Origin of the sequence: Nocardia sp. CC201C, assembly GCF_030010695.1 — a bacterium.
In the GTDB taxonomy this organism is placed as follows: domain Bacteria; phylum Actinomycetota; class Actinomycetes; order Mycobacteriales; family Mycobacteriaceae; genus Nocardia; species Nocardia otitidiscaviarum.
Genome location: NZ_JASCXP010000057.1, coordinates 1 through 25,167, shown reverse-complemented (window position 1 = coordinate 25,167; position 25,167 = coordinate 1). Strand labels below are relative to the sequence as shown.

The following is a 25,167-nucleotide window of genomic DNA, read 5'->3' as shown; positions in this document are numbered from 1 at the left end:
GGCGGCACCAGCCTCGCCAACACCGGCACCAGCAGCGGCGGCAGCGGTTTCGGTGGCGGCAGCGGTACTGGGGGCGGCAGCGGTAGCGGCAGTGGTAGCGGTAGCGGCAGTGGTGGCGGCAGCGGCAGTGGTGGCGGCAGCGGCAGTGGTGGCGGCAGCGGCAGTGGTGGCACTGGCAGCAGCGGGAGCGGCGGCAGCGGGAGCGGCTTCGGCAGTATCGGCGGCATCGGTGCCGGGTTCGGTGTCGGTGGCCGCAGTGTCGGTATCGGCAGCGGCCGGTATCCCGGCCGGGTCGTCTGGGCACCCCCGACCCGCATCCACCCCGCCCGCGCACCCCGCGTGAACCTGCACCACCACCCCCGGCAATGGCTCACCGACCACCACGGCCCACGACCGGGAACAACGCGAGGCGATCACCTACGCCAGTAAGCCGCACCGCGGCACGACCCACTCGCAACCACCACCCCGGCCGAACCCGTGAGCCGGGGTAGTGGCACGCCGCACACAGCCACGCCTCGGCGAGAATCGGCCTAGGCGCACCACGCTCGCCGGTGCTCCTGTGGCACAGCTCCTCCGCGCCTGGTTGACAGGAATTGTCACCGATCTCGGAGCGCCTCCTCCTGCCACGTGCCGACCGCGTCGGCGTAGCGGTCCGGGACCTCGATCGGCAGCGCGTGGCCGACGGTGTCGAGCACCGCCAGTTGCCAGTCGGGGCGGCGGGCCGTCCAGTCGTCTATCCACGCGCGCACGATCAGGCGGTCGTCGTCGCCCCACAGCAGGAGGGTGGGGGCCGACGTGCGCCGCATGGCGTCCTGTACGCGGTGACGTCGGACGAACATGGTCGACGTGATCGACGCGAAGGCGGTGATGCCGCGGCCGAGTTGGTTCGGGCCGGCCGTGGCGAGCTCCGCTGCGGCGAGTTCGCGGAACTCGGTGGACAGCCGCGAACCGTCACCGCCCGCGAGGTCCCATCCCGATGCCGTCGGGTCGGACAGGACCTCGCGTTTCCGGTCGATGAGGCGTTTGCCGAACAGCCGCAGCGTGGCTCGGGCGAGCGGAGGCGCCACCGCCAATCCGGCCCTGCCTATCGTCCGCCACCACCGGCTCTCACTCGCGCTGAGCGGCGGGGGCAGGGCGGGTGCCGCCAGTACCAGCCCGGCCACGCGTTCGGGGGCGATGTCTGCGAAGAGAAGCGCGATCATCCCGCCCGCCGACCAGCCGTGGACCACGACCCTGTCGAGACCGAGCGCGTCGGTGAGGTCCCGCAGGAAGATCGCGTCGGCTTCGAGTCCTCTGGTACGCCGACCCCGAGCCCGCGTATGCCCGATCATCGAGCCCGGGAGATCGACCGCGATCACGCGTCCGTGCCCGCGCAGCACCGGTAGCACGTCGATCAGGTTCGACGCGCTGCCCGCCGGGTTGGGAACCAGCAGATGGACCGGTGCGTCCGACGGCGCTCGCTCAGCCTCCGTCATGAGACAGTGTGCCGACAGGCCGCCCGGATCGACTGTCTCGCTGCGGATTCCCGACCACCGAACGGCCCGCTGCCCCCAGTCGGTGTACCGCATACCGCCAAACTACCCGTCATGCCGAGGCCGCGGGCTCCGCCGTGTGGCGGTACCTGTGGGTGGAAACACTCGACAGGGTCGCTGATGGTTACGGCTTGTCATCGCGGAAACGGACGTTCTGGACGGTATGTTCGCGGGCATGTCCGCTATCGCATCCACCACGACGACCCCGCGCGGGGGACGGCTGGCGGTGTTGGTGGCGGCGGTCGCGGCGGCGTCCGCGCTGCACGCGCCCCTCGCGGGCGGTAATGCGGTGGGCGAGAATCCGGATCCGCTCGCGTTCTACACCCCGGCCGAGGATCGGGTGGCAGGGCCGCACGGGTCGGTGATTCAGATGCGGTCGATCGACGGCGATCCCGGGGTGCCCGGGGCGCGGAACTATCTGGTGCTGTACCGGTCGATCGACATGGGCGGCAATCCGGTCGCGGTCTCGGGCACCGTCGCCGTGCCGCCGGGTGACGCACCGCCGGGTGGTTGGCCGCTCATCTCCTGGGCGCACGGCACCACCGGGGTGGCCGATGGCTGTGCGCCGTCGCGCGACACCTCGCCCGCCTATCCCGCGCGCGACTACACCTCGCTGGTGCGGCAGGTGCAGGCGCGCTGGGTGGCGGCCGGGTACGCGGTGGCGCAGACCGACTATCAGGGGCTGGGCACACCCGGGCCGCACGGTTATCTGATCGGTGCGGCCGAGCAGCGGGCGGTCGCCGATATGGCGTTGGCCGCCAGGCAGATCGAGCCCGCCATCGGCACCCGGTGGGTGGCCGTGGGGCATTCGCAGGGTGGTCAGGCGGCGGTGTTCGCGAACGCGCAGGCCGCCGCCTGGGCTCCCGAACTGGACCTGCTCGGCGCGGTGGCGCTGGCTCCCGCCTCGCATCAGGGCATCGGCGTGCAGGCGTCGCAACTGGCCAGCACGGTCGGCGCGGCGGCGGCGCTGGGACAGGTCGCGGCCGGGGCAACGGCCTTCCTGCCCTTGGTGATTCGCGGTGCGCAGACGGTGGCACCGATCGATCCGGCACGATTCCTCGCCCCGCGCGCGGACGCCATGCTGCCACTGGCCGATACCGGCTGCATCGGGCAGTTGCGCGGTGCCGATCAGTGGGGCGGCCTGCCCGCCGGTGCGGTGTTCGACCCCGGCGGCGACGTCTCCGCCTTGGCCCGCGTACTCGACGAGAACGACCCCAGCACACTGACTTTCACCCGGCCGCTGCTGGTGCTCCAGGGCCGCGCGGACACGACGGTACCGGCGCTGGCCACCGACGCCATGGTGGCCCAACAGCGGCTGACCGGGCTGCCGGTCGAGTACCGCACCTACCCGGGCGTCGATCATAGCGGGGTGCTGGACGCGTCTTACCCCACCGCACTGGTTTGGGTCGACGCACGCTTCGGCCGCTGAGCGGCGGCGCGTTTCCTCTCGTCATCCCGGCATCGCCTCGACCGAGATCCGCACCTGTGCCCTGAATTCCGACCGGAAACGCGCCGGAACGACGAGGACGATGTTCGACCGAGCGCGCTCAGCCGTATCGCGGTTGTGCGCCCGGCCCGATATGGCTGCCGCCACTCGCTACGTCCTTCCTTACGCTACCGTCGATCTCGCTGACTCAGTGGACTCGGGGCCGCCGTCGCCACCACCCGACTCTCGGGCCGCAACGCGTACACCGCCGACATGCCGATGCCGCAGCAGCCGACTATCGCCAGCGCGGTCCAGCCCGCAGCGGGCGCGGCGATATCGGCCGGGTCGCGGAACCAGCGCGGCGAGTACGCCACCCGTCCGAAACTGTTGCCGCGCAGGGCGAGTACCAGGCACGGCACCACCAGCACGACCACCGCCAGCACCGTGCTCGGCGCGGCGCTCGGCGTGACCGCGCCGAAGCAGTAGCCGACGATCAGGGCAAGGGCGGTGATGCCGAGGATCGGGATCGCCGCCGCCGGGGTGGCGGTCCGCCCCGCGGTCAGGGCCGCGAAGACAGCGAGCGCCGCGGCGGCCAGCAGTCCGGCCCACGGCCGCGGCCAGCGGCGACCCGCCCACAGTCCGGCGGCCACGCCGAGCAGCGGGATGGGCATACTCCAATCCGGGCGCGGCACAGCGGTGATCGCGCTCCCGACATTGGCGGCGGCCACCGCCAGCAACACCAGCACGCCGTCGCGAGCGGGCAGCAGCAGCACCACGACCCCGGTGACGATCATGGTGACAGCGATCGCCAGCACGTTGTCGGCGAACGAATCCGCCTGGCGTGCAATCCATTCGGCGGCCACCACGTGCGAGGTGAGGAGCAGCAGCGCCGCGACGATCGGGCCGAGTGGCAGATCACCGTAATCGGGCTTGCCCAATGGTGATTCGAGCCGGTTCAACAGCGTTCCCGCCGCCAGCGCGAGGACGGCGAGGGCGATGAGCCAGACCGGCGGCGTATCGGTGGCTGCCCACTCGGCCAGCGACGACGCCGTACCGGCGGGCAGCGCGGTGAGATCACCGATGAGGACCGCCGACAGGATGCCGGTGAGGAAGGCGTACCCGGTGGCGGGACGCCGCAGCGCCGCCACCGCGAGCGCACCCAGCAGGATGCCGCCGAACAGCGAGTCGACATAGTTCACGGTGGTCAGCGCGGCGGCCGCGGCGGGGTCGCGGAGGTGGTCGACCAGCAGTATCGTCGCGCTGCCGAGCGCCGCGACCCATGCGGCGCGCACGCCCAGCGAGACGGCCAGGGCGGCGGCCACCACCGCGAGCACCGCTCCGGCGGCCGCCGCACGGGGCACGTTCATGACGAGCAGATCGACCTGGAGCGACGGACCGGAGCTGGTCCAGGCGAAATCGAGCGGAGCCATCAGCAGCAGCCCGGCGACCGTCGCGCCGAGGAAGGCGGCCGACACCTCGATCGTCCACTCGTACCGGCGCAGGTCCGGCATCGGGACCGCTCCTACCGGATGTGCCAACACGAACTTCACGCCCATCTCGTCACCTACCCGATCGGTGGTGCGAACGCCTCTCGCGCGACGGACAGCGGATGTCGCCGGGGCTGTCAGGAACCGAATACCGGGCCTGTTGCCGTGATGTTGCCCATCGCCGAGTTTACCGGTGAGGTCAGCCACGATTCACGCACGCCTCGACCACACGTTGGTAACAAGACGGTGGCGCCGAGCGGTCTAGCCCATGGTCACGAACCGTGACCTGTCCATCACGACAGAAAGGTCCGACACCATGATGGTTTCGCCGGTTTCCGTACCCAGCAATCCGCTCGAGGCGCTGCTGCGCGCCATCTCGACCATGCTGTGCACGCTGTCCTCCGGCGGCGGCTGCGCGGTCATCCAGTAGCGCAACCGGTCCGATCGAAGAGGCCGCGACGTGGGAGAAATCCCCGCGCGGATTGTGCCCGGGGGCAGACGGGCACAGCCGAGCACTCGGACCGAATCCGGCCGGAACATTCCGGCCGAACCATCCAACCGAATTCGAACGGCCGTAAGATCAGGCCCTCGGGGGAATCAGGCGCAGCGGAAGCGGTAATCCGCGGTCTGCACCATGCCCGGGATCACGGCGAGTTGCACGGCGGGCTCACCGTCGAGCGTGCATCCGGCGGGCGTCGAGGTGAGCTGCACCCGGTAGCAGCCGGGGGCGACACCGAAGCTCCCGGCGCCGTTCGCGCCGGTGGTCACGGTCGCGAGCACCGGACCGCCCAGGCAGTCGCTCACGTCCGCGGTGACACCCTCGATGGGGAACCGATCGGCGGCGTGCACGGCGCTTACCCGGAGAGTGTTGTCGCCGGGGCCTTCGGCGGCGGCCGATACCGGAACCATGGCCAGTGCGGCCGCGGCGGTGACGATCAGCGTGGTGCGCAATGGATCTCCCTCGTGCGAGCGCGAGACCGCATCGGCGGGTCCCGCTGTTCTCGCGTCAATATAGGGGGCGTGACGGCACCGGTCATAAATTCGGTGCGGCCACTGCGATTACGCGGCGGTAGCCGGCGCCGACGCCACGGCGGCGTCCGACTCGGCGGCGAAAGCGACTGCCGTGCCGAGCACTTCGAGCCGCACCCGCTCCCCCACCACCGGAGCGCCGACGCTGATCCGGCGCACCTGGATGGGCGCGGCCACACCGTCCAGTGCGATGGTGAGCATGACGTCCGCGCCGCGGAATTCCACCGCGCGCACCGTTCCGGTGCCCGGTTCGTCGTCGGACACCACCTGCGCCACCAGTTGTTCCGGCCGCGTCATCACGGTGACCGGCCCGCTGGGCACGTCCGATCGCACGGGCACGCGGCCGAGCGCGCACACGGCGACACCTGCTTCGACGGTGCCGTCGAGCAGCACACAGTCGCCGAGGAAGCGGGCTGTGAACAGGTCGGCGGGGGCGGCGTACACCTGTTCCGGTGAGCCCACCTGGGTGAACCGCCCGGCACACATGACCGCCACCTGATCGGCGAACGACAGCGCCTCCTCCTGGTCGTGGGTGACCAGAATGCTGGTCATGCCCGCGGCCCGCAGGGTGTCGGCGACCGCCTGCCGGGTGGTGGCGCGCAGTCCGGTGTCAAGGGCACTGAACGGCTCGTCGAGCAGCATGACATCGGGTTTGCGGGCCAGCGCCCGGGCCAGCGCCACCCGCTGTTGCTGACCGCCGGAGAGCTCGTGTGGACGGCGGTCGGCGTAGGCGGAGCCCAGTGACACCATGTCGAGGAGTTCGACCACCCGGTCGCGATGGCGGCGACGGCGACCCGACAGCCCGCCGTTGAGACCGTAGGCAATGTTCTGGCCGACCGTCAGATGCGGGAACAGCGCACCGTCCTGGGCCACATAGCCGATATTACGACGATTGGGCGGAATCGAGAAACCTTCGCGCACAACGGTTTCCGCTCCGACCGAAACGCTGCCCGCATCGGGCGACTCGAATCCGGCGATCACCCGCAGCAGGGTCGTCTTCCCGCAGCCGGAAGCACCGACCACCGCGGTGGCACTGCCGTTCGCGACGTCGAGGGTGATGGCGTCGAGCACCGGGGTGTGGCCGAAGGTCTTCGACACCCCGGATACGACAAGACGACTCATACTCCGGCCGCCTTCCTTGATTGAGTGAACAGCAGATAGGTGACCGGCACCGACACCAGGATCATGATCAGCGCGTAGGGTGCGGCGGCGGCGTAGTCGAGTTCGCTCGACAGCGACCAGAACCGCATGGCCAGTGTCCGGGTGCCGATGGGGGCCAGCAGCAGGGTGGCGGTCAGCTCGGTGGCGACGGCCACGAACACCAGCGCCGCCGAGGTCGCGGCCGCGGGGGCGGTGAGCCGCAGGGTGACGCGGAAGAAGGTGGCGGGGGCGGATTTGCCGAGCGCCCGCGACACCTCCTCCAGACCCACCGGCACCTGGGCGAGTCCAGCGCGCACGCTCACCAGGGCGCGCGGCAGGAACATGAGGGTGTAGGCGGCCAGCACCATGGCGGTGGTCTGGTAGACGCCCGGCAGCCAGCGAATGGTCACGGTCACCATGGCCAGCGCGATGACGATGCCCGGCAGCGAACTGGTGATGTAGTTGGCCCCCTCGATCAGCCGCGCGAACACGGTGTCCGAGCGCACCGCGATCCAGGCCACCGGGAAGGCGCACAGCGTGGTGATCACGGCGGCGGCGACCGCCAAACCGAGCGTCTGCCCCAGGGATTCGCCGATATCGGCCCAATCCCACACGGCCGCACCGCCCTTGCCGAGCCAGCGCAGTATGGTCCACAGCGGCACCCCGAGCGCGGCGACCGCTGTCGCGGCCAGCACCGCGAGCACCGGAATCGCGGTGCCGCCCAACCGGACCCGCCGCACGGCTCGCGGTGCGCCGCTGCCGATACGGGCGTAGCGGGCCTGCCCCCGCGCCGTCGCCTCACCCGCCAGCAGCACCAGGCAGCACACCACCAGCACGCTGGCCAGGCCGCTCGCCGCGGGCCCGGCGAAACTGGACTGGTACTGCTCGAAGATGGCCGTGGTGAAGGTGGCGAACCGCACCATGGCGAACGCGCCGTATTCGGCGAGCAGGTGCAGGGCGATGAGCAGACCGCCGCCCAGAACGGCCAGGCGCAACTGCGGCAGCACGATGCGGACGAAGACAGCCACCGGCCCGGAGCCGAGCGCCCGCGCCGACTCCTCCACGGCCGGATCGAGTCGCCGCAGTGTGGCGGCGGCCGGGAGGTACACCAGCGGGAAGTACGACAGGGTGGCGATGAGCACGCCCGCCCCGAGCCCGTGCAGCGCGGGGAACACGCTCACCCAGCCGTAGCTGTTCACGAAGGCTGGCACCGCCAGCGGCGCGGCGAATATCGGCCCCCACCAAGCGGATCCGGGGACGTCGGTGCGCTCCAGGAGCCAGGCCAGGCCGACGCCCAACACCACGCAGATCGGCACGGTGAGCACCACCAGGCTCACCGTGTTGCGCAGCAGTTCGCCGACCCGGGCGCGGAAGATGAGCTGGGCCGTCTCGTGCGGTCCGGTCTCGAGGAGGGTGTAGACGATGTAGCCGAGCGGCACGAACGTCGCCGCCACCAGCAGCAGCGCGACGCCCGTGACGAATGGGCCGGGGCGGGAGCCGCGCCCCGGCCGGTCGACTACAGCGGTCCGGACGGTCATGGTTAGAGCAGACCGGCCTCGGTCATCAGCTCGGTGACCTTCTTCGCATTCAGTCGGCTCGGATCGATCGCCGGGGCCTGGAGCGAATCCAGCGGCGGCAGTGCGGGATTGGCGGCCACATCGCTGGCGACCGGGTAATTCAGGGAGGTGCCGTCGCGCAGCACCTCCTGGCCGGCGCGGGAGACGATGAATCGGATGAAGCGCTGCGCCTGCTCCTGCTTGTCGCTCGACTTCAGCACGCCACCCCCGGAAATGGAGACGAACGCGCCCGGATCCTGGTTCTTGAAGTAGTGCAGCGCGGTATTGCCGCTGTTCTCCTTGGTCTTGGCCTGGTCGCGGTACCAGTAGTAGTGGTAGATGACGCCGCCGTCGAACTGCCCGGCATTGACGCCCTTCATGGTGACCACATTGTTCTGCGACGGAATCGCGTTCTCCTTCATGCCCCGCAGCCAGGCGCGGGTGGCGTCCTCACCCTTCAGCTCCAGCAGGGCGGCCACGATGGCCTGGAAGTCCGCGCCGGATACGCCCGCGCTCCAGCGGCCCTTCCACTGCGGCTGCTGGAGGTCCAGCAGGGAGGCGGGCAGCTGGTCGGCGGCCAACTTGCCGGTGTCGTAGACGAAGACGGTGGCGCGGGCGGCGACACCGGTCCACGTACCGGTGGAGGGCCGGTAGGACGCGGGTACGGCGTCGAGGGTCTCGGCGTCCAGGTCGGCGAACAGCCCGGCGCTCTCGACCAGGGCCATGGCCGGGGAATTCTCGGTGAGGAAGACATCCGCGGGTGAGGCCGCGCCCTCGGCGACGAGCTGATTGCCCAGGTCGGTGTCACCGCCCTGGCGCAGGGTCACCTTGATGCCGGTCTCCGCGGTGAACGCCTCGGCCCACTCCTTGGTGAGCGATTCGTGCTGGGCGTTGTAGACCAGAATCTCGTTGTCGTCCTCGGACGAGTTCGAGCAACCCGTGGCCGCGAGCAGCGTGAGGGCCGCGAGAGCACCGGATAGCAGTTTCCATCGGCCTGCCGTCATGACTGTCCTTTCCCGCCTCTGACCTGAGGTTTGGCTAACCAACCTAGCGTCTCACGGGGGCGGGGGAACCGGCACCCCCGACCGAACGGCGAGTCCGGACAGCGTCGCGGCCCCCCGCGGTACACCGCAGGGGGCCGGATTCGAGCGAGCGGCGGGATTCGAACCCGCGTGAACGGCTTTGCAGGCCGGTACCTAACCACTCGGTCACACCCGCATCGCCGTCGATACTCCCCCATCGGCCCGAGCTCCGCGAGGGTTGGAATCGCGCTGATCGCAATGCGACCCGTCGCCCTCCGACACCCGGTGCCGTCGGCCGGTCCACTGAAAACGGACGCTCGTGCGATGATCGGTGCATGTCTCGGCCACGTCCCCTGCCGCTCGATCCCATCGAGGAGGCACATCGCCAGTGGACCGAGCACGGATGGGGTGACGTCGCGGACGGTATGGCGGCGGTGACGTCGCTGGTGCGGGCACAGCAGATCGTCATGGCCCGGGTGGACGAGGCGCTGAAACCCTCGGGGCTGACCTTCTCCCGCTACGAACTGCTCATGCTGCTGAGTTTCAGCAAGACGGGTGCGCTGCCCATGGCGGTGGCCAGCGCCCGGCTCCAGGTGCATCCGACGTCGGTGACCAATACCGTCGACCGGCTGGAAGCGGCCCACCTGGTGAAACGGGTGCCGCACCCCAGCGATCGGCGGGCGACCCTGATCGAGATCACCGATGCCGGAAGGCAACTGGTGGCCGAGGCGACTGCCGCGCTGAACCGGGAGGTGTTCTCCCGACCGGGCCTGTCACCGGAACGTTTGCGGCAACTGCTGGAGTTGCTGGCAGAATTCCGACGCGCCGCCGGAGACTTCGATGCGGGCGACACGCCGACGCGATGGGCCAGCCGGTAACCCTCCAGCATCCGGATAGCCACTTTCCTGCGCCATTGTCTTGGAATCGGGCCGCAAAAGGTTCACCATTGAGCCATGGTGCTGGTCCTCGGGGTATCGGCGGGCGCTTCGGGCGCGCGGGCGATGCTGACCCATTCCGACCAGCCGCATCTGCCCCCGATCGACCGCGTGCACGTGCCGCGCCGGGGGGGCGGTGCGCTGGAGGAGGCGGTTTTCGAGGCGATCCGCCTGATGCGCCAGTCGGCCACGCGCCGCGACGAGTTCATCACCGGCATCGCCGCCACCTGCCGCAGCGCCACGGCGGCGGAGGCGGTGCGCGCCGCGGCCGGGCGCAATCGCCTCACCGTGATCGACGAACCGGTCGCCCAACTGCGGTATCTGCGGTTCACCGGCCGACTACCCGCCGAGGGCTCGGTGCTGCTCTACGACCTGGGCGCGTCCGGGCTGACGGTGACGCAGATCGACTGCCGCGCCGATGCCATCCTGGCGAGCAAGCGCAGCACGGTGCTGGGCGGTGACGGGCACGACGCGCTGCTGCGCTGGCTGCTGGCCCGCAACGGGGTAGGGGTGGATCTGCCCTCCAGCCGCCGCTACAAGGAGGCACTGGACACCGAGCGGGTGGTGACGGTGTGCGACCCCATCTCCGGACATCGGGCGGTGATCACCCGCAGTGATTTCGCCGACCTGGCGGAGGCCGGGATCCACCATTCGGCGTCGTTCGTCCGGCAGATGATCGCCGAGACCGGGGTGCACCCCACCGCCATCGCCCTGCTCGGCGGGTGTACCCGGACGCTGAGCATTCGCGACGAACTTCAGCAGCAGCTGGACATACCGCTCATCTACGACCCGGAGCCGGAGTTCGTCTCCGCTCGCGGCGCGGTCCTGCTCGCCGCCGAACGCCCCTCCGCCCGCCGGGTGCGCAGTGTCCGGTTCGCCCCGATGGCCGCCGCCATGCGCGGTACCGAGGAGCCGGTCTCCCGACGCAAACTGCTCGCCGCCGTCGCGGTCACCGCCACCCTGGGCGGCACCATCGCGGGCGTGCTCATGATGGATCGCAGCCATCAGGAAGGCGGCACCCCGGCCAGCCCGGTCGAGGTGATCGGACCGCCGAAACCCGGCGGCTGAGCGCACCGTCCCGGAGCCGTCGGAGGCCGCACCGGATACGACGACCGGCCCCGCATCCGATCCGGTGACCGCGCCGTGAGTTCTCCGCCCGCCGAATACGCCTGTGTCCCGCCGTGATTCACGGCGGGACACAGGTTGTCGAGTCGAGCCGGGGCGCTCCGCTACTTGTGCGAGAAGTTCGCGGCGCGCTTCTCGACGAAGGCCGCCATCCCCTCCTTCTGATCCTCGGTGGCGAACAGCGAGTGGAAGACCCGACGCTCGAAGCGCAGCCCCTCGCCGAGGGTGGTCTCGAAGGAGCGGTCCACGGCCTCCTTGGCGATCATGACCGACGGCAACGACATCGAGGCGATGGTCGCGGCCACCTCGAGGGCGGTGGAGACCAGGTCGGCGGCGGGGACGATGCGCGAGACCAGACCCGCCCGCTCGGCCTCCTCGGCATCCATGTTCCGGCCGGTGAGGATGAGGTCCATGGCCTTGGCCTTGCCCACGGCGCGGGTGAGGCGCTGCGAGCCGCCCATGCCGGGGATGACGCCGAGCTTGATCTCCGGCTGTCCGAATTTGGCGGTGTCGGCGGCGATCAGCAGGTCGCACATCATGGCCAGCTCACAGCCGCCGCCGAGGGCGTAACCCGCGACCGCCGCGATGATCGGCTTGCGGAAGGCGGTGAGCCGATCCCAGCCCGCGAAGTGGTCGGCGAGGAACATGTCCATATAGGACTTGCTCTGCATCTCCTTGATGTCCGCGCCCGCCGCGAAGGCCCGCTCCGAACCGGTGAGCACGACCGCGCCGATCTCGTCATCGTGCTCGAGCTCGTCGAGGGCGGCGGAGATATCGGCGAGGACCTGCGAATTCAGCGCATTGAGGGCCTTCGGCCGGTTGAGCGTGATCAGCGCGACGCGCCCCTTGCGCTCCAGCAGAATGGTCTCGAATTCAGGCACGCGTGTCAGCTCCTCCGGATCGCTTGCGGATGTCGGTCACGATAGCCGAGAAGTCCTTGCCCGCTTCGTCCTGGTTGAAGCGGTCGTAGATGGCGGCGGCGAGCAGGCCGATCTGTCCGTCGACGCCATTGGCCGTTAGCGCGTTGGCCGCCAGACCCAGATCCTTGTTCATCAGCGCCGTGGCGAATCCGGGCCGGTAGTCGTTGTTGGCCGGGCTGGTCGGCACCGGGCCGGGCACCGGACAGTACGAGGTGAGCGCCCACGACTGTCCCGACGCCGTGGACACCACGTCGAAGAACTTCTCGTGCGTGAGGCCCAGCTTCTCACCGAGCACGATGGCCTCGGACAGCCCGATCATGGAGATGCCCAGCAGCATGTTGTTGCAGATCTTGGCCGCCTGGCCGACGCCCGCCCCGCCGCAGTGCACCACCTTGCCACCCATGACCTCCAGCAGCGGCAGCCCGTCGGCGAAATCGGCCGCCTCACCGCCCACCATGAAGGTGAGCGTGCCCGCCGCCGCACCCGCGACGCCGCCGGAGACCGGGGCGTCGAGCGCCCGATGCCCCGCCGCCACGGCCTGCTTCGAGGCGGTCTTGGCGTCGGCGACATCGATGGTCGAGCAGTCGATGAACAGCGTGCCCGGCTTGGCGGCGGACAGCACCTCGTCGTACACATCCAGCACGACGCGGCCATTGGGCAGCATGGTGATGACGCAATCGGCCTCGGCGGCAGCCTGTTTCGCGGTGTCGACCACCCGCGCGCCGTCGGTGCGCGCCTGCTCCTGTGCGGCGGGCACCGGATCGTAGGCCAGTACCTCGTATCCGGCCCGCACCAGATTCGCGGCCATCGGGCCACCCATGTGGCCCAGTCCGAGGAATGCGACGGTCGTGCTCATTTGCCCTCCGGTGCGGTCAATCCCAGTTCCTTGTCGCCCAATTCGGCGAAATACGTGTCCACCTCGGCCGCGCTGACATCGGCGAGGGTGGCCGGGTTCCACCGCGGGTTGCGGTCCTTGTCCACGACCTGCGCGCGGATACCCTCCACCAGGTCGTGTGTGCTCAGCGAGGCCACCGACACCCGGTACTCCTGGTTCAGCACCTCCTCGAGGTGCGTCGCGGCGCGCGCATTGCGCAGCGAGCGCAGCGTGACCTTCAGCGCCACCGGCGATTTGGTCAGCACGTCCGCGGCGGCCTTGGCGGCCTCGGGGGTGTCATGGGTGCGCAGCCGCGCCACGATCTCCTCCACCGAGTCGGCGCTGTAGCAGGCGTCGATCCAGTCGCGCTGCGCCATCAGTTCGGATTCCGGTGCGGCCTGCGCGAACTTGGCGATGGCGGTATCGGCGTCGTTGTCGCGCAGCGCTTCCAGCAGTGCCGGAAGCTGCTCGGCGGGCACGAAGTAGTCGGCGAAGCCCGCCGCGATGGCATCACCGGCACTCATCCGCGCGGTGGTGAGGGCGACGTGGGTGCCGATCTCGCCGGGCGCGTGCGACAGCAGGTAGGTGCCGCCCACGTCGGGGATGAAGCCGATGCCGGTCTCCGGCATGCCGATCTTGGATCGTTCGGTCACGATGCGGTGGCTGGCGTGCCCGGACAGGCCGACGCCGCCGCCCATGACGATGCCGTCCATGACGGCGACGTACGGCTTCGGGTAGCGGCCGATGAGCGCGTTGAGCAGGTACTCGTCACGCCAGAACCGGCCGCTCGGCGAGTCGGCGGCGGCCGTATCGCCCTGCGCCACCGCGTTCTTGGCGTCAGTGTGGATGGCGACGATATCGCCGCCCGCGCACAGTCCGCGCTCGCCCGCGCCGGTGAGCACGACGGTGCGCACCTCGTCGTCGGCGGCCCACTCACGCAGCGCGTCCAGAATGGCCAGCGCCATCGGATGATTCAGCGCGTTGATGGCCTTGGGCCGGTTGAGCGTGATCAGGCCGAGCCCGTCGCGCCGCTCGATCAGGACTTCCGGTTCGGCCGTATTGGTTCCTCGCACGCTGTTTCCTTTCACGCCGCCCCCACCACCGAGCGGGCGACGACCACCCGCATGATTTCGTTCGTACCTTCGAGAATCTGGTGCACCCGCAGATCGCGGACGATCTTCTCGACCCCGTACTCGGCCAGATAGCCGTAGCCGCCGTGCAATTGCAGCGCCTTGTTGGCCACCTCGAACCCGGCGTCGGTGGTGAACCGCTTCGCCATGGCGCACAGTTCCACCTTGTCGGGTGCGTCGGCGTCCAGCGCCGCCGCGGCCCGCCACAGCAGCGTGCGCGACGCCTCCAGCGCGGTCCGCATATCGGCGAGTTCGAATTGCAGTGCGGCATTGTCCAACAGCCGCGCCCCGAACGCCTTGCGCTGCGCCAGATAGGCCACGGTCTTGTCCATCGCCGCCTGCGCGCCGCCGAGCGAGCAGGCGGCGATGTTCAGCCGCCCGCCGTTGAGCCCGTTCATGGCGATCCGGAAGCCGCTGCCCTCGCCGCCGAGCAGGTTCGCGGCGGGCACCCGGGCATTGTCCAGAATGACCTGCCGGGTGGGCTGGGCGTTCCAGCCCATCTTCTTCTCGTTCGCGCCGAAGGACAGCCCGGGGGTGTCGGCGGGCACGATGAAGGCCGAGATCCCGCGTGCCCCTTCGGGTCCGGTGCGGGCCATGAGTACGTACACATCGGTGCTGCCCGCCCCGGAGATGAACTGCTTGACGCCGGTGAGCAGATAGTCGTCGCCGTCGCGCACGGCCTTGGTACTCAGGGCCGCCGCGTCGGAGCCGACGCCGGGTTCGGTGAGGGCGTAGCTGGCCAGCGAGTCCATCGACGTCAGCCCCGGCAGCCAGCGGTGGCGCTGGGCGTCGGTGCCGACGCTGTCGATCATCCAGGCCGCCATATTGTGGATGGAGATGTAGGCGGCCACGGCCGGGCAGCCGGTGGCGAGCTGTTCGAAGATGCGCACGGCGTCCAGCCGCCGCAGCTGCGAACCGCCCACGTCCTCGCGGACGTAGATGCCGCCCAGGCCGAGCGACCCGGCCTTGCGCAGCACGTCCACCGGGAAGTGTTTGCGCTCATCCCATTCCAGTGCGTTGGGGGCCAGGAGCTCGTCGGCAAAGGATCGGGCGGTCGCGGTGATCGCCTGCTCGTCGTCGTCGAGTAGGAACATGGGTCAGTCCATGGTCGGGATGACGAAGGCGTTGGCCGCGGAGCTCGCGGCGCGGCCGGAGGATGCCGCCTCCTTCTCCCCGGACGGCCAGCGCTGCGTCACCGTCTTGGTCTTGGTGTAGAAGCGGATCGAATCCGGGCCGTGCTGGTTGAGATCGCCGAAGCCGGAACGCTTCCAGCCGCCGAAGGTGTGGTACGCGATCGGCACCGGGATCGGCACGTTGATGCCGACCATGCCGACCTGCACGCGCGCGGCGAAGTCGCGGGCGGTATCGCCGTCGCGGGTGAAGATGGCCACGCCATTGCCGTATTCGTGCTCGTTGGGCAGGCGCAGCGCCTCTTCGTAATCCTTGGCGCGCACGATCGAGAGCACGGGTCCGAAGATCTCCTCCCGGTAGATCCGCATCTCCGGGGTGACCCGGTCGAACAGCGAGGCACCGGCGAAGAAGCCGTCCTCCGCGCCCTCGACCACCAGGCCGCGGCCGTCGATGACGAGTTCCGCGCCCTCGTCCACGCCGATCTGCACGTAATTGTTCACCCGGTCCACGCCGTCGCGGCCGACCAGCGGGCCGAAGTCCGCGCCCGGATCGTCGGAGCGGCCCACATTGAGCTTGTTGACGCGCTCGATCAGCTTCTCGCGCAGGCGATCCGCGGTCTCCTCACCGACCGGCACGGCGACCGAGATGGCCATGCAGCGCTCACCCGCGGAGCCGTAGCCCGCGCCGATGAGCTGATCGGCCACATCGTCGAGGTCGGCGTCCGGCATGACGATGGCGTGGTTCTTGGCCCCGCCGAAGCACTGGGCGCGCTTGCCGTTGGCGGTGGCGGTCTCGTAGATGTACTGCGCGATCGGGGTGGAGCCCACGAACCCGACGGCGGAGATCCGCTCGTCGTGCAGCAGCGCGTCCACCGCCTCCTTGTCGCCGTTGACCACGTTGAACACCCCGGCCGGGAGCCCGGCCTCGACGAAGAGTTCGGCCAGCCGCAGCGGCACCGAGGGGTCCCGCTCGGACGGCTTGAGCACGAAGGCGTTGCCGCACGCCAGCGCCGGTCCGGCCTTCCACAGCGGGATCATGGCCGGGAAGTTGAACGGGGTGATGCCCGCGACCACGCCGAGCGGCTGGCGCATGGAGTACACGTCGATGCCGGTGCCGGCGCTCTCGGTGTATTCGCCCTTGAGCAGATGCGGGATGCCGGTGGCGAATTCGATCACCTCGAGGCCGCGCTGGATGTCGCCCTTGGCGTCGGCGATGGTCTTGCCGTGTTCGGAGGACAGCAGCGCGGCGAGGGAGTCCATCTCGTCCTGCACCAGCGTCAGGAACCGCATGAGCACGCGGGCCCGCTTCTGCGGGTTGAACGCGGCCCACTCCCGCTGCGCCTCGGCGGCGTTCGCGATGACGGCTTCCACCTCGGCCGTGGTGGCGAGGGGCACCCTGGCCTGCACTTGACCGGTGCTCGGGTCGTACACGTCCCCGAATGTGCCGGAGGTGCCGGGGACGTGCCGCCCGCCGATGAAGTGGGTGAGTTCGCGAACCATGCCAGTCCTGTTCGTCGTCGCCGTAGTTGTACGTGGCGATCCTATAGTTGGACATCCAAGTATTGACTGTGGGATGAATCACACGATCATTCGCACGGCCCTGGCAATGTGCGACGCATCACTCTAGAGTTGATTTGACGTCCTACTATCTGGACACCAATGGAATCTGCCCGCGGAGGATGCGATGGCCGACCTGCATGTCCCGGTCCACCCGGTGCGGTTCGTGACCGCGGCGGCACTGTTCGACGGCCACGACGCGGCTATCAACATCATGCGCAGAATCCTGCAATCGCAGGGCGCGGAGGTGGTTCACCTCGGACACAACCGCGCCGTCAGCGAGGTCGTGGACGCGGTGCTCACCGAGGACGCGCAGGGCGTGGCCATCAGTTCGTACCAGGGCGGGCACGTCGAGTACTTCGAATACCTGGCCGCCGCGCTGCCCGAGGCCGGAGCCGACCACGTGCGCGTCTTCGGCGGGGGCGGCGGGGTGATCATCCCTGAGGAGATCGCGCGATTGGCGGCCTCCGGGGTGACCATCTTCTCGCCCGAGGACGGGCAGCGGCTCGGGCTGCCGGGAATGATCAACAAGCTCATCGAGACCTGCGATGTGGACCTGGCGCGGTCGCCGGTGCCGGTGGAGCGGGTGCTCGCCGGGGAGCGGGCCGCACTGGCGCGGGCGCTCACCTGCTTGCAGCAGAACGCCCTGCCGGAGGCCGACCGGGCCGCCCTGCGCGCCGCGGCGGCCGATCGGCGGGTGCCGGTACTCGGCATCACCGGCACCGGCGGCTCCGGAAAGTCCTCGCTCACCGACGAATTGATCCGCCGCCTGCGCAGCGATCAGCAGGACAAGCTGCGAGTGGCGGTGCTGGCGGTGGACCCGACCCGGCGGCGCGGCGGCGGCGCGCTGCTCGGCGACCGCATTCGGATGAACTCGCTCGACGCCGACCACGTCTACTTCCGTTCGCTGGCCACGCGCGGGGAACGGGAACTGCCCACCAATATCGACGACATGCTCATCGCCTGCAAGGCAGCGGGTTACGACCTGGTCGTGCTGGAGACGCCGGGTATCGGCCAGGGCGACGCGGAGATCGCCGAGCACGTCGACGTGTCGCTGTATGTGATGACCCCGGAATTCGGCGCGGCCTCCCAGCTCGAGAAGATCGACATGCTCGATTTCGCGGATGTGGTGGCCATCAACAAGTTCGAGCGCCGCGGGGCCGCCGACGCGCTGCGCGACGTCTCGCGGCAACTGCTGCGCAATCGTGAGGAGTTCCATGCCGCACCGGAGGACATGCCGGTATTCGGCACCAGCGCGGCCACTTTCAACGATGACGGAGTCACCGCGCTCTATCAGCATCTGAGCGGGCTGCTCACCGAACGGGGACTGCCGTTGGAGCCGGGAGTGCTACCCCGCGTGGACATTCGCGCCTCCACCCGCTTCGCCCAGATCATTCCGCCCGCCCGGGTGCGGTATCTGGCGGAGATCGCCGAGAGCATCCGGAACTACCACGCCGAGACGGTCCGCCAGGCCGATGCGGCGCGGCGGGTGCAGCGGCTCGAATCGGTGCTCGGGGAGCTGGCCGAAGCCGGGAGTTCGGGCGACGCGACACCCGCGGCGGCCGAGGCGGTCGGTGCGCTGCTGGAGCGGGCCCGCGCCACCCTCACGCCGGAGAATGCCGCGCTGCTGGCCGAATGGCCCACCGTGGCCGAATCGTACCGGGGCGACGAGCAGGTCGTCAGGGTGCGCGACCGGGAGATCCGGACCGTGCTCACCCGGGAGACGCTGTCGGGCAACAAGGTTCCCCGGGTGGCGCTGCCCCGCTACACCGATCACGGTGAGCTGCTGCGTTTCCTGCGTTCGGAGCATGTGCCGGGGCGCTTCCCCTTCACCGCGGGCGTCTTCCTGTTCAAACGGGACGGGGAGGATCCGGCGCGTATGTTCGCCGGTGAGGGCGACGCCTTCCGCACCAATCGACGGTTCAAGGTGCTCTCGGAACATTCCGAGGCCAAACGGCTGTCGACGGCCTTCGACTCGGTGACGCTGTACGGCCACGATCCGGCCGAGCGGCCCGACGTGTACGGCAAGGTCGGCACCTCGGGCGTCTCCATCGCGACGCTGGACGATATGAAGGCGCTCTACGACGGATTCGACCTGGACGCGCCGACCACCTCGGTCTCCATGACCATCAACGGTCCCGCGCCGACCATTCTCGCCTACTTCCTCAATACCGCCATCGACCAGGCGCTGGCACAGTTCTCGGCCGCCGAGGGCCGCGAGCCCACCGCCGACGAGGCGACGCGGTTGCGCGCCGAGACACTGGCCACCGTGCGCGGCACCGTGCAGGCCGACATCCTCAAGGAGGATCAGGGCCAGAACACCTGCATATTCTCCACCGAATTCAGCCTGCGCATGATGGCGGACATCCAGGAATGGTTCGTGCGCAACGGGGTTCGCAACTTCTACTCCGTCTCCATCTCCGGCTATCACATCGCCGAGGCGGGCGCGAACCCCATCAGCCAGCTCGCTTTCACCCTCGCCAATGGATTCACCTACGTGGAAGCGTATTTGGCGCGCGGTATGCACATCGACGACTTCGCGCCGAATCTGTCGTTCTTCTTCTCCAATGGCATGGACGCCGAGTATTCGGTGATCGGCCGAGTGGCGCGGCGCATCTGGGCGATCGCCATGCGAGACCGGTACGGGGCCAACGAACGCTCACAGAAGCTCAAGTACCACGTCCAGACCTCCGGGCGGTCGCTGCACGCCCAGGAGATGAGCTTCAACGATATTCGCACCACCCTGCAGGCGCTCATCGCCGTCTACGACAACTGCAACAGCCTGCACACCAATGCCTACGACGAGGCCGTCACCACCCCCACCGAGGAGTCGGTGCGGCGCGCCCTGGCGATCCAGCTGATCATCAACCGGGAATGGGGACTCGCCATGAACGAGAACCCGCTCCAGGGCAGCTTCATCATCGACGAGCTCACCGACCTCGTGGAGGAGGCGGTGCTGCTGGAGTTCGAGCGGATCAGCGAACGCGGCGGCGTGCTGGGCGCGATGGAGACCGGCTACCAACGCGGCCGCATCCAGGACGAATCCATGCTCTACGAGCGGCGCAAACACGACGGCAGCCTGCCCATCATCGGCGTCAACACCTTCCGCAATCCGCGGCCGGACGAGCACCGGGTGCTCGAACTGGCGCGCGGCACCGAGGAGGAGAAGCAATCGCAGCTGCGGCGGGTCGGCGAATTCACCCGGCTCCACCGCGACGAGGCGCATGCCGCGCTGGCACGACTGGAAGCGGCGGCGCGCGGTGACGACAATGTCTTCGAGGTATTGATGGACGCCGCGCGGGTGTGCACGCTGCAACAGATCACCGACACCTTCTTCACCGTGGGGGGCCAGTACCGCCGCAACGTCTGATTCGCCTGCCCGACCGTCTGGGAAATGGGACAATCCGCATCGAAGCGACCAGTACGGAAGGGACACCATGGACCTGACTGGAATGACTGTCGTCGATGCGCACATCCACCAGTGGGATCCGCTGACCACACCGCGCGAGTTCAGCGGATTGGCGAAACTCTTTCGCTACCTGCCGATTCCCATCGACGTAGCCGCCAGACTGGCCCCCAGACGCGACCGGGAATTCGTCGCCGACCCCGAACCGTTCGTCCACCCGTACCTTCCCGCCGACTATCGCGACGACGCCGGGGACGTCCCCGTCGAGGCGATCGTCCACGTCGAGGCCGAATGGTCGGGCAGGGGCGGGCTGGCCCAGGCCGACGAGACCCGCTGGGTGGCCAGCCTGCCCTTCGGCGTCGACACCCCCGCGCTCGGCGCGATCGTCGGCGGGGGCGACCCCACCGCGGCCACCTTCGCCGAGCTGCTCGATGCCCACCAGTCGGCCTCGCCGCTGTTCCGGGGCATTCGCACCCGCGTCGAACACCATCCCGACCGCGGTATCCGCGGGCACCGCAAACCGCCGGGCGTGCTCACCAGCGCCGCCTTCCTCGACGGGTTCGCGGTGCTGGCCGAGCGCAAGCTCTCCTTCGAGGCGTGGGTCTACTCCCAGCAGCTGCCGGAGGTCACCGCGCTGGCCCGGCGCTATCCCGACGCCACCATCGTGCTCAATCACCTGGGCACGCCCGCGGGCGTTTTCGGGCCGGTGGGCCGCGACACCGGGAAGGACCCCGGGCGCCGTCGCGAGCTGTTCCTGCGCTGGCGCGACGATCTCGCGGCGCTGGCCACCCATCCGAATGTGGTGGCCAAGATCAGCGGTCTGGGCATGCCCATCCTCGGGCATCCGGTACCCGCCCGGGGCGAGTCGACGCCGGTGGCCGTCCTCCAGGAGCGCCTGTCCCCCATGCTGCACCACGCGCTGGACGTCTTCGGGGCGGACCGGCTGCTGTGGGGCTCCAACTTCCCCGTGGACAGACCGATCACCTCGATCGGCACTGCCGCCGAGGCCATCGCCACCGCACTCACCGAGCACGGGGCCGATGCCGCCGCACTCGACATGATCTTCCGCACCAATGCCCAGCGCGTCTACCGCATCGACGTGCTCTGAAGCTCAGGAGCGCTTGCGCGTCAACGCCATCGCACCCGCACCGAGCAGCAGTGCGCCGAGCACCAGCACGGTGACCGCGGTCGCCGCCGCCTGCCCGGTCCAATCCCATACGGCCTGAGTCGTTCCGACGGCGACCGCGAGAACGCCGCCGATCACCAGCACCGGCGTGCGCTCGGTCGCGTAGACGCCGAAGCAGACGACGGCCACCAACAGAGCGAGCGGGTACGACCAGCGTTCGTGGACGAATCCCGCCACCTGCGCGCCGATGAGCGCGGTGGCGATGGCGATCACATAGGCCACCCAGTTCGGGGCCGCGACGCCGAATCGACCGGCCGCGAACCAGATTCCGCCCAGGGCCACCAGCGCCACCCCCGTCCCCACGCTGTCGGTGCCGACGAACTCGCCGCACACCCCGGCGACCGCCGACGCCGCGAACACCCCGCAGGCGAGCAGCCCCACCACCGACGGCAGCGCGGCGTAACCCGCCAGTCCGACGGTCAGTGCGGCGAGCATCGCCCACACCCAGGTGGTGTCGTCACCGCCGTCGTCGAGGGCGAGGCCGACCAGCGCGGCCACGCACAGCGCGGTCAGTACGAACAGCACGGCCGCCAGACGCGCCGCGACCGTGCGGTCACCGTCGTCGCGGACGAACAGCGCCGCCGGGCCACCGGCCAGCAGCACGCCGCCCACCGCCAGTCCGATCGACACCACCGCCAGCACGAGCAGCTGGCCGAGCCGGTTCAGATCGTCCCAGGAGGAGTCCAGCAGCAGCAGGATGCCGCCGAGCAGCAGGCCCGCGCCCACGTAGGCCGCGATCTCGGCGACGAGGCGCGGCCACGGCACCGGGGCGGCGCGCTCCTCGGCGAGCGCGGTCGCCACCGCCGTCCGCTGCTCGGCGGTCAGCACGCCGTCGTCGACCAGCCGGTCCAGCGCGGTCCCCACCCATCGTCGCGTCATGCGCCCAGTATGGGCGTACCGAGCGGTATTGCCCGGGAATTCGCCTACTCCCGATCGGCGTCGATGGCCGCGGGATCGAGGTACTGCGTTCCGAGCAGGGTGGCGACCCGGCTGGCATGGTCGATGACCCGCTCCGCATCCGCCTCGACGGCCCCGGTGCGCCAGGCGGAGAGCAGTTCGTTGAAACCGCCGATGCCCATGAGAACGCTCATGCGGAAATCGGATTCGTCCACACCGGTCCGCAGATACGGGCGGGCGGTGGCGATGAGCAGATCGGTGGAATCGCTGAGCGTGGCCCAGCGGCGCTCCTCGAGGACCCGGCTGCCCGCGTGGTTGTCGAAGAGGATGCGGGCATGCCCGTGGGTTTGCAGATCGACGGCGCGGGTGACGGCCAGGCGCAGGATCTCCAGCGGCGTCCGGTCCAGGTGTTCGGCCACGACCGCGGACAGTTCGCCGAAGACCTCGAAGCACACCTCGTCCCACACCGCGCCCAGCAGTTCGTCGCGGTCGGCGAAATGCTCGTAGAAGTAGCGGTCGTTGAGGGCGGCGCGGGTGCACACGCCGCGCATGGTGACCGCGGCCCAACCGTGCTCGAGCCAGATCGCCAATCCGGCCTCGATGAGCTTGCGGCGGCGCTGCGCGCGGCGTTCCTCCGGGGTTCGGCCACCCCAGGTTCGGGCCGGTGCGCGCACGTTCATCATTGACAAATTACCCCATCGAGCGCCTAATTGGTGGCAGGCGCGGCCAATGGTGGCAGGCGACACCAGTTGGGTGGTCGCGTCGCACGGCTTCGGGAGTTCCCATGCGACTCAACCCCTTCGGCGGATCCCGCCGCACCAGGTACGCGGACGCGGTGGTCACCGGCGCGGGCAGCGGCATCGGCCGCGCGCTGGCCGTCGAGCTGGGCCGCCGCGGCGGACGCGTGGTCTGCGCCGATATCGACACCGACACCGCCCGCGACACCGTCGAACTCGTACACGAGGCCGGCGGCAAGGGCTTCGAGGTGTACTGCGATGTGGGCAGCGCCGACCAGGTGGCCGCCCTCGCCGACACCGCCGAACAGTGGTTCGGCAATCCCACCGATCTGGTCTGCAACAACGCCGGAATCGGCGCGGGTGGCACACCGGTCGGCGAGGCCCCGCTCTCCGAATGGCACCGGGTGCTCGACGTGAACCTGTGGGGCGTCATCCACGGCTGTCACGTCTTCGCGCCCCGCATGCGCGCGGCCGGCCACGGGGCGATTCTGAACACCGCCTCCGCGGCCGCCTTCGGCTCCGCGCCGCGCATGGCCGCCTACAACGTGAGCAAGGCGGGCGTGCTGGCGCTCTCCGAAACCCTCGCCGCGGAACTGGTCGGCACCGGGGTGACCGTCACGGCACTGTGCCCCACGGCGGTTCGCACCCACATCCTCGACAATGCCGCCATCGACGACCCGTCCACCGCGCGACTCGGCGATCTGCTGCTGCGCTGGACCGGACGACCGCCCGCGAACATCGCCCGCGAAACCCTCGACGCCGTCGACCGCGGCCAGCTGTACGTGGTGCCGCAGGTCGAAGCCAAGCTCATCTGGCAGTCCAAGCGGCTGCTGCCCGTTCCGTACACCCGCGCCGCCGGACTCATCGAAAGGCTGGCGCGCCGATAAGGGAGCCGAACAATGGCGTTCGCCTATCCGGACATGCTGGAAACCATTCGAGACCGCCAATGGGCCCTGGCCGATATCGACTGGGACGCACCGGGAGCCGACCTCGTCACCGCCGAACAGCGACCGACGCTGGCCGCGTTCATGGCCGACCTGGTGTGGATCGAACACGTGGGCGCGCGCGGTTTCGCGGCCCTCACGCGTAAGGCGCCGCCCGGGCCGCTGCGCGAGATCTACCGCTACTTCCACGCCGAGGAGCAGAAGCACGCCAATGCGGAACTCGCGCTCATGCGGCGCTGGGGGATGCTCGACGCGGACGCCATGCCGGTGCCCAACAAGAACATCCGACTCGTCATCGAATGGGTGGACCGCTACTCCGACGACCTGTCCCTGCCGGTGCTCGCCACCGTCATCCCCTCGCTGGAATGCGCACTGGACGGTGCGCTGGTCAAGTTCCTGCTCGACGAGGTCCGGGACCCGCTGTGCCACACCGTGTTCCGGCACATCAACAGCGACGAGTCGCGGCACCTCGCCGTCGGATTCCAGGTCCTGGAACAGCTCGGCGCGGGCCCGCTGCGCCGTATCGCCATCGAGACGGCCGGATACACGCTGCGCCCCACCCTGCTGCTCGGCGCGCTGGTGTACACCCCGCTGCTGTCGCGCATGTCGGCCAACATCATGGCCATGGGGCTCGACGAGGAGAAACTCTGGAATGCCGTACGGCGCTACGAGAAAGCCGGGGAACGCAGCCCGAGCATCAAACGGGTGCCGCTCTATCACGTGGTGCGGCTGCACGGGCGCGCCACCATCAACCGGCTGCAACCGCTACAGGCGGTGAACGACGGGCTCGGCCGGGTCATCGACCGATTCCCGGTGCGGGTGCTGGGCCGGGAGCCGTCCTGGTCCAAGGAGCTGACCTACGAGCCGGTGACGGAATGAACGCGGCGGCCGCACGGGTGGACGCGTTCTCCGACTGGGGCGCGCGGGGCGACGGGGTGCGCCCGCCGCGCGGCGCGGACTCCTTCACCGGACCGCAGCTGCACTGCGACCGCTGGACGGACCAGCTGCCGCTGGCCGGGCAGCGGGTCGCGGTGATCGGCAGCGCGGCGGCGATCGCGCGGGTGCTGCCCCGGGTGGCGGAGCGCGCGCGGAAGGTCACCGTCTTCCAACATGATCCGGTGTGGGTGCTGCCGC

The 25,167-nt window shown here is 69.7% G+C and carries 22 protein-coding genes, 1 tRNA gene and 1 pseudogene; 9 read left to right on the top strand and 15 right to left on the bottom strand.

Annotated elements, in window-relative coordinates; translation table 11 throughout:
* Together QK444_RS09135 and QK444_RS09130 are read right to left on the bottom strand one after the other, a co-directional pair.
* Positions 1-227 (bottom strand): hypothetical protein (locus QK444_RS09135; RefSeq protein WP_282778925.1); only part of this gene is annotated, 227 nt, incomplete at its 3' end.
* Between the two features lie 369 nt (positions 228-596).
* Entirely contained in the window at positions 597-1,475 is an 879-nt protein-coding gene (locus tag QK444_RS09130) for an alpha/beta hydrolase (RefSeq protein WP_282778923.1), read from the bottom strand.
* A gap of 232 nt (positions 1,476-1,707) precedes the next feature.
* On the opposite strand from QK444_RS09130, the gene QK444_RS09125 reads away from it, so the two are divergent.
* Complete coding sequence (locus tag QK444_RS09125) at positions 1,708-2,961, top strand: lipase family protein (protein WP_282778922.1); 1,254 nt, start codon at positions 1,708-1,710, stop codon at positions 2,959-2,961.
* 185 nt (positions 2,962-3,146) lie between these two features.
* Here the strand turns inward: QK444_RS09125 and QK444_RS09120 are convergent, their stop codons facing one another.
* Positions 3,147-4,469 carry a hypothetical protein gene (locus QK444_RS09120; protein WP_282778920.1) on the bottom strand — a complete coding sequence of 441 codons (1,323 nt, stop codon included), beginning with the start codon at positions 4,467-4,469 and terminating at the stop codon, positions 3,147-3,149.
* 244 nt (positions 4,470-4,713) lie between these two features.
* On the opposite strand from QK444_RS09120, the gene QK444_RS09115 reads away from it, so the two are divergent.
* Positions 4,714-4,875: a hypothetical protein gene (locus QK444_RS09115; RefSeq protein WP_282778918.1), complete on the top strand. Its 162-nt coding sequence runs from the start codon at positions 4,714-4,716 to the stop codon at positions 4,873-4,875.
* 167 nt (positions 4,876-5,042) lie between these two features.
* Here the strand turns inward: QK444_RS09115 and QK444_RS09110 are convergent, their stop codons facing one another.
* The 5 genes from QK444_RS09110 to QK444_RS09090 form a co-directional block, all read right to left on the bottom strand.
* Positions 5,043-5,396, bottom strand: coding sequence for a prealbumin-like fold domain-containing protein (locus QK444_RS09110; RefSeq protein WP_195119748.1), 354 nt, complete (start codon positions 5,394-5,396; stop codon positions 5,043-5,045).
* A gap of 108 nt (positions 5,397-5,504) precedes the next feature.
* Positions 5,505-6,596, bottom strand: coding sequence for an ABC transporter ATP-binding protein (locus tag QK444_RS09105; protein WP_282778914.1), 1,092 nt, complete (start codon positions 6,594-6,596; stop codon positions 5,505-5,507).
* A complete protein-coding gene (locus tag QK444_RS09100) occupies positions 6,593-8,152 on the bottom strand; it encodes an iron ABC transporter permease (RefSeq protein WP_282778912.1) in 1,560 nt (519 codons plus the stop codon). Before QK444_RS09100 ends, QK444_RS09105 begins: the two co-directional genes overlap by 4 nt.
* Positions 8,153-8,154: 2 nt before the next feature.
* Complete coding sequence (locus tag QK444_RS09095) at positions 8,155-9,174, bottom strand: iron ABC transporter substrate-binding protein (protein ID WP_282778910.1); 1,020 nt, start codon at positions 9,172-9,174, stop codon at positions 8,155-8,157.
* A gap of 143 nt (positions 9,175-9,317) precedes the next feature.
* Positions 9,318-9,388 (bottom strand) — tRNA-Cys (locus QK444_RS09090).
* A gap of 139 nt (positions 9,389-9,527) precedes the next feature.
* Between QK444_RS09090 and QK444_RS09085 the strand changes: the two genes are divergently transcribed.
* Together QK444_RS09085 and QK444_RS09080 are read left to right on the top strand one after the other, a co-directional pair.
* Positions 9,528-10,070: a MarR family transcriptional regulator gene (locus QK444_RS09085; protein WP_029925780.1), complete on the top strand. Its 543-nt coding sequence runs from the start codon at positions 9,528-9,530 to the stop codon at positions 10,068-10,070.
* 75 nt (positions 10,071-10,145) lie between these two features.
* A complete protein-coding gene (locus tag QK444_RS09080) occupies positions 10,146-11,195 on the top strand; it encodes a hypothetical protein (RefSeq protein ID WP_282778908.1) in 1,050 nt (349 codons plus the stop codon).
* A gap of 161 nt (positions 11,196-11,356) precedes the next feature.
* Here QK444_RS09080 and QK444_RS09075 read toward each other — a convergent pair whose 3' ends face one another.
* The 5 genes from QK444_RS09075 to QK444_RS09055 are packed head-to-tail and all read right to left on the bottom strand — an operon-like array spanning position 11,357 to position 16,806.
* A complete protein-coding gene (locus tag QK444_RS09075; RefSeq protein WP_039810630.1) occupies positions 11,357-12,133 on the bottom strand; it encodes an enoyl-CoA hydratase in 777 nt (258 codons plus the stop codon).
* Complete coding sequence (gene mmsB / locus QK444_RS09070; RefSeq protein ID WP_282778905.1) at positions 12,126-13,028, bottom strand: 3-hydroxyisobutyrate dehydrogenase; 903 nt, start codon at positions 13,026-13,028, stop codon at positions 12,126-12,128. The genes QK444_RS09075 and mmsB overlap by 8 nt, the downstream gene beginning before the upstream one ends.
* Positions 13,025-14,119 carry an enoyl-CoA hydratase/isomerase family protein gene (locus QK444_RS09065; RefSeq protein WP_282778903.1) on the bottom strand — a complete coding sequence of 365 codons (1,095 nt, stop codon included), beginning with the start codon at positions 14,117-14,119 and terminating at the stop codon, positions 13,025-13,027. Before QK444_RS09065 ends, mmsB begins: the two co-directional genes overlap by 4 nt.
* Positions 14,120-14,130: 11 nt before the next feature.
* A complete protein-coding gene (locus QK444_RS09060; protein ID WP_282778902.1) occupies positions 14,131-15,270 on the bottom strand; it encodes an acyl-CoA dehydrogenase family protein in 1,140 nt (379 codons plus the stop codon).
* A 3-nt stretch (positions 15,271-15,273) separates the two neighbouring features.
* The gene (locus QK444_RS09055; RefSeq protein ID WP_282778899.1) at positions 15,274-16,806 is read right to left on the bottom strand and encodes a CoA-acylating methylmalonate-semialdehyde dehydrogenase; all 1,533 of its coding nucleotides are present in this window, start codon (positions 16,804-16,806) and stop codon (positions 15,274-15,276) included.
* A gap of 184 nt (positions 16,807-16,990) precedes the next feature.
* On the opposite strand from QK444_RS09055, the gene icmF reads away from it, so the two are divergent.
* Positions 16,991-20,233 carry a fused isobutyryl-CoA mutase/GTPase IcmF gene (gene icmF, locus QK444_RS09050; protein ID WP_282778897.1) on the top strand — a complete coding sequence of 1,081 codons (3,243 nt, stop codon included), beginning with the start codon at positions 16,991-16,993 and terminating at the stop codon, positions 20,231-20,233.
* Between the two features lie 82 nt (positions 20,234-20,315).
* On the top strand, positions 20,316-21,377 hold the full coding sequence (locus QK444_RS09045; RefSeq protein WP_282778895.1) for an amidohydrolase family protein: 1,062 nt from the start codon (positions 20,316-20,318) through the stop codon (positions 21,375-21,377).
* 3 nt (positions 21,378-21,380) lie between these two features.
* On the opposite strand, the gene QK444_RS09040 is transcribed toward QK444_RS09045, so the two are convergent.
* On the bottom strand, positions 21,381-22,334 hold the full coding sequence (locus QK444_RS09040; protein WP_282778894.1) for a DUF2157 domain-containing protein: 954 nt from the start codon (positions 22,332-22,334) through the stop codon (positions 21,381-21,383).
* 44 nt (positions 22,335-22,378) lie between these two features.
* Positions 22,379-23,032: a TetR/AcrR family transcriptional regulator gene (locus QK444_RS09035; protein WP_282778893.1), complete on the bottom strand. Its 654-nt coding sequence runs from the start codon at positions 23,030-23,032 to the stop codon at positions 22,379-22,381.
* Between the two features lie 104 nt (positions 23,033-23,136).
* Here QK444_RS09035 and QK444_RS09030 point away from each other — a divergent pair, with 104 nt between their 5' ends.
* From QK444_RS09030 to QK444_RS09020, 3 genes and pseudogenes are all read left to right on the top strand, one after another.
* Complete coding sequence (locus tag QK444_RS09030; RefSeq protein ID WP_282778891.1) at positions 23,137-23,976, top strand: SDR family NAD(P)-dependent oxidoreductase; 840 nt, start codon at positions 23,137-23,139, stop codon at positions 23,974-23,976.
* Positions 23,977-23,988: 12 nt separating this feature from the next.
* Positions 23,989-24,912, top strand: a complete 924-nt coding sequence (locus tag QK444_RS09025; protein ID WP_282778889.1) for a ferritin-like domain-containing protein — start codon at positions 23,989-23,991, stop codon at positions 24,910-24,912.
* Positions 24,909-25,167 (top strand): annotated as a pseudogene (locus tag QK444_RS09020) (hypothetical protein); the annotation flags it as partial. The gene QK444_RS09025 and the pseudogene QK444_RS09020, both read left to right, overlap by 4 nt.

What these genes read in the sequence shown, in the direction of transcription:
- QK444_RS09130 (WP_282778923.1), bottom strand. Translation starts at nt 1,475, where the DNA reads ATGACGGAGGCTGAGCGAGCGCCGTCGGACGCACCGGTCCATCTGCTG.
- QK444_RS09125 (WP_282778922.1), top strand. Translation starts at nt 1,708, where the DNA reads ATGTCCGCTATCGCATCCACCACGACGACCCCGCGCGGGGGACGGCTG.
- QK444_RS09120 (WP_282778920.1), bottom strand. Translation starts at nt 4,469, where the DNA reads ATGCCGGACCTGCGCCGGTACGAGTGGACGATCGAGGTGTCGGCCGCC.
- QK444_RS09115 (WP_282778918.1), top strand. Translation starts at nt 4,714, where the DNA reads ATGGTCACGAACCGTGACCTGTCCATCACGACAGAAAGGTCCGACACC.
- QK444_RS09105 (WP_282778914.1), bottom strand. Translation starts at nt 6,596, where the DNA reads ATGAGTCGTCTTGTCGTATCCGGGGTGTCGAAGACCTTCGGCCACACC.
- QK444_RS09100 (WP_282778912.1), bottom strand. Translation starts at nt 8,152, where the DNA reads ATGACCGTCCGGACCGCTGTAGTCGACCGGCCGGGGCGCGGCTCCCGC.
- QK444_RS09095 (WP_282778910.1), bottom strand. Translation starts at nt 9,174, where the DNA reads ATGACGGCAGGCCGATGGAAACTGCTATCCGGTGCTCTCGCGGCCCTC.
- QK444_RS09085 (WP_029925780.1), top strand. Translation starts at nt 9,528, where the DNA reads ATGTCTCGGCCACGTCCCCTGCCGCTCGATCCCATCGAGGAGGCACAT.
- QK444_RS09080 (WP_282778908.1), top strand. Translation starts at nt 10,146, where the DNA reads ATGGTGCTGGTCCTCGGGGTATCGGCGGGCGCTTCGGGCGCGCGGGCG.
- mmsB (WP_282778905.1), bottom strand. Translation starts at nt 13,028, where the DNA reads ATGAGCACGACCGTCGCATTCCTCGGACTGGGCCACATGGGTGGCCCG.
- QK444_RS09060 (WP_282778902.1), bottom strand. Translation starts at nt 15,270, where the DNA reads ATGTTCCTACTCGACGACGACGAGCAGGCGATCACCGCGACCGCCCGA.
- QK444_RS09055 (WP_282778899.1), bottom strand. Translation starts at nt 16,806, where the DNA reads ATGGTTCGCGAACTCACCCACTTCATCGGCGGGCGGCACGTCCCCGGC.
- icmF (WP_282778897.1), top strand. Translation starts at nt 16,991, where the DNA reads ATGGCCGACCTGCATGTCCCGGTCCACCCGGTGCGGTTCGTGACCGCG.
- QK444_RS09045 (WP_282778895.1), top strand. Translation starts at nt 20,316, where the DNA reads ATGACTGTCGTCGATGCGCACATCCACCAGTGGGATCCGCTGACCACA.
- QK444_RS09040 (WP_282778894.1), bottom strand. Translation starts at nt 22,334, where the DNA reads ATGACGCGACGATGGGTGGGGACCGCGCTGGACCGGCTGGTCGACGAC.
- QK444_RS09035 (WP_282778893.1), bottom strand. Translation starts at nt 23,032, where the DNA reads ATGAACGTGCGCGCACCGGCCCGAACCTGGGGTGGCCGAACCCCGGAG.
- QK444_RS09030 (WP_282778891.1), top strand. Translation starts at nt 23,137, where the DNA reads ATGCGACTCAACCCCTTCGGCGGATCCCGCCGCACCAGGTACGCGGAC.
- QK444_RS09025 (WP_282778889.1), top strand. Translation starts at nt 23,989, where the DNA reads ATGGCGTTCGCCTATCCGGACATGCTGGAAACCATTCGAGACCGCCAA.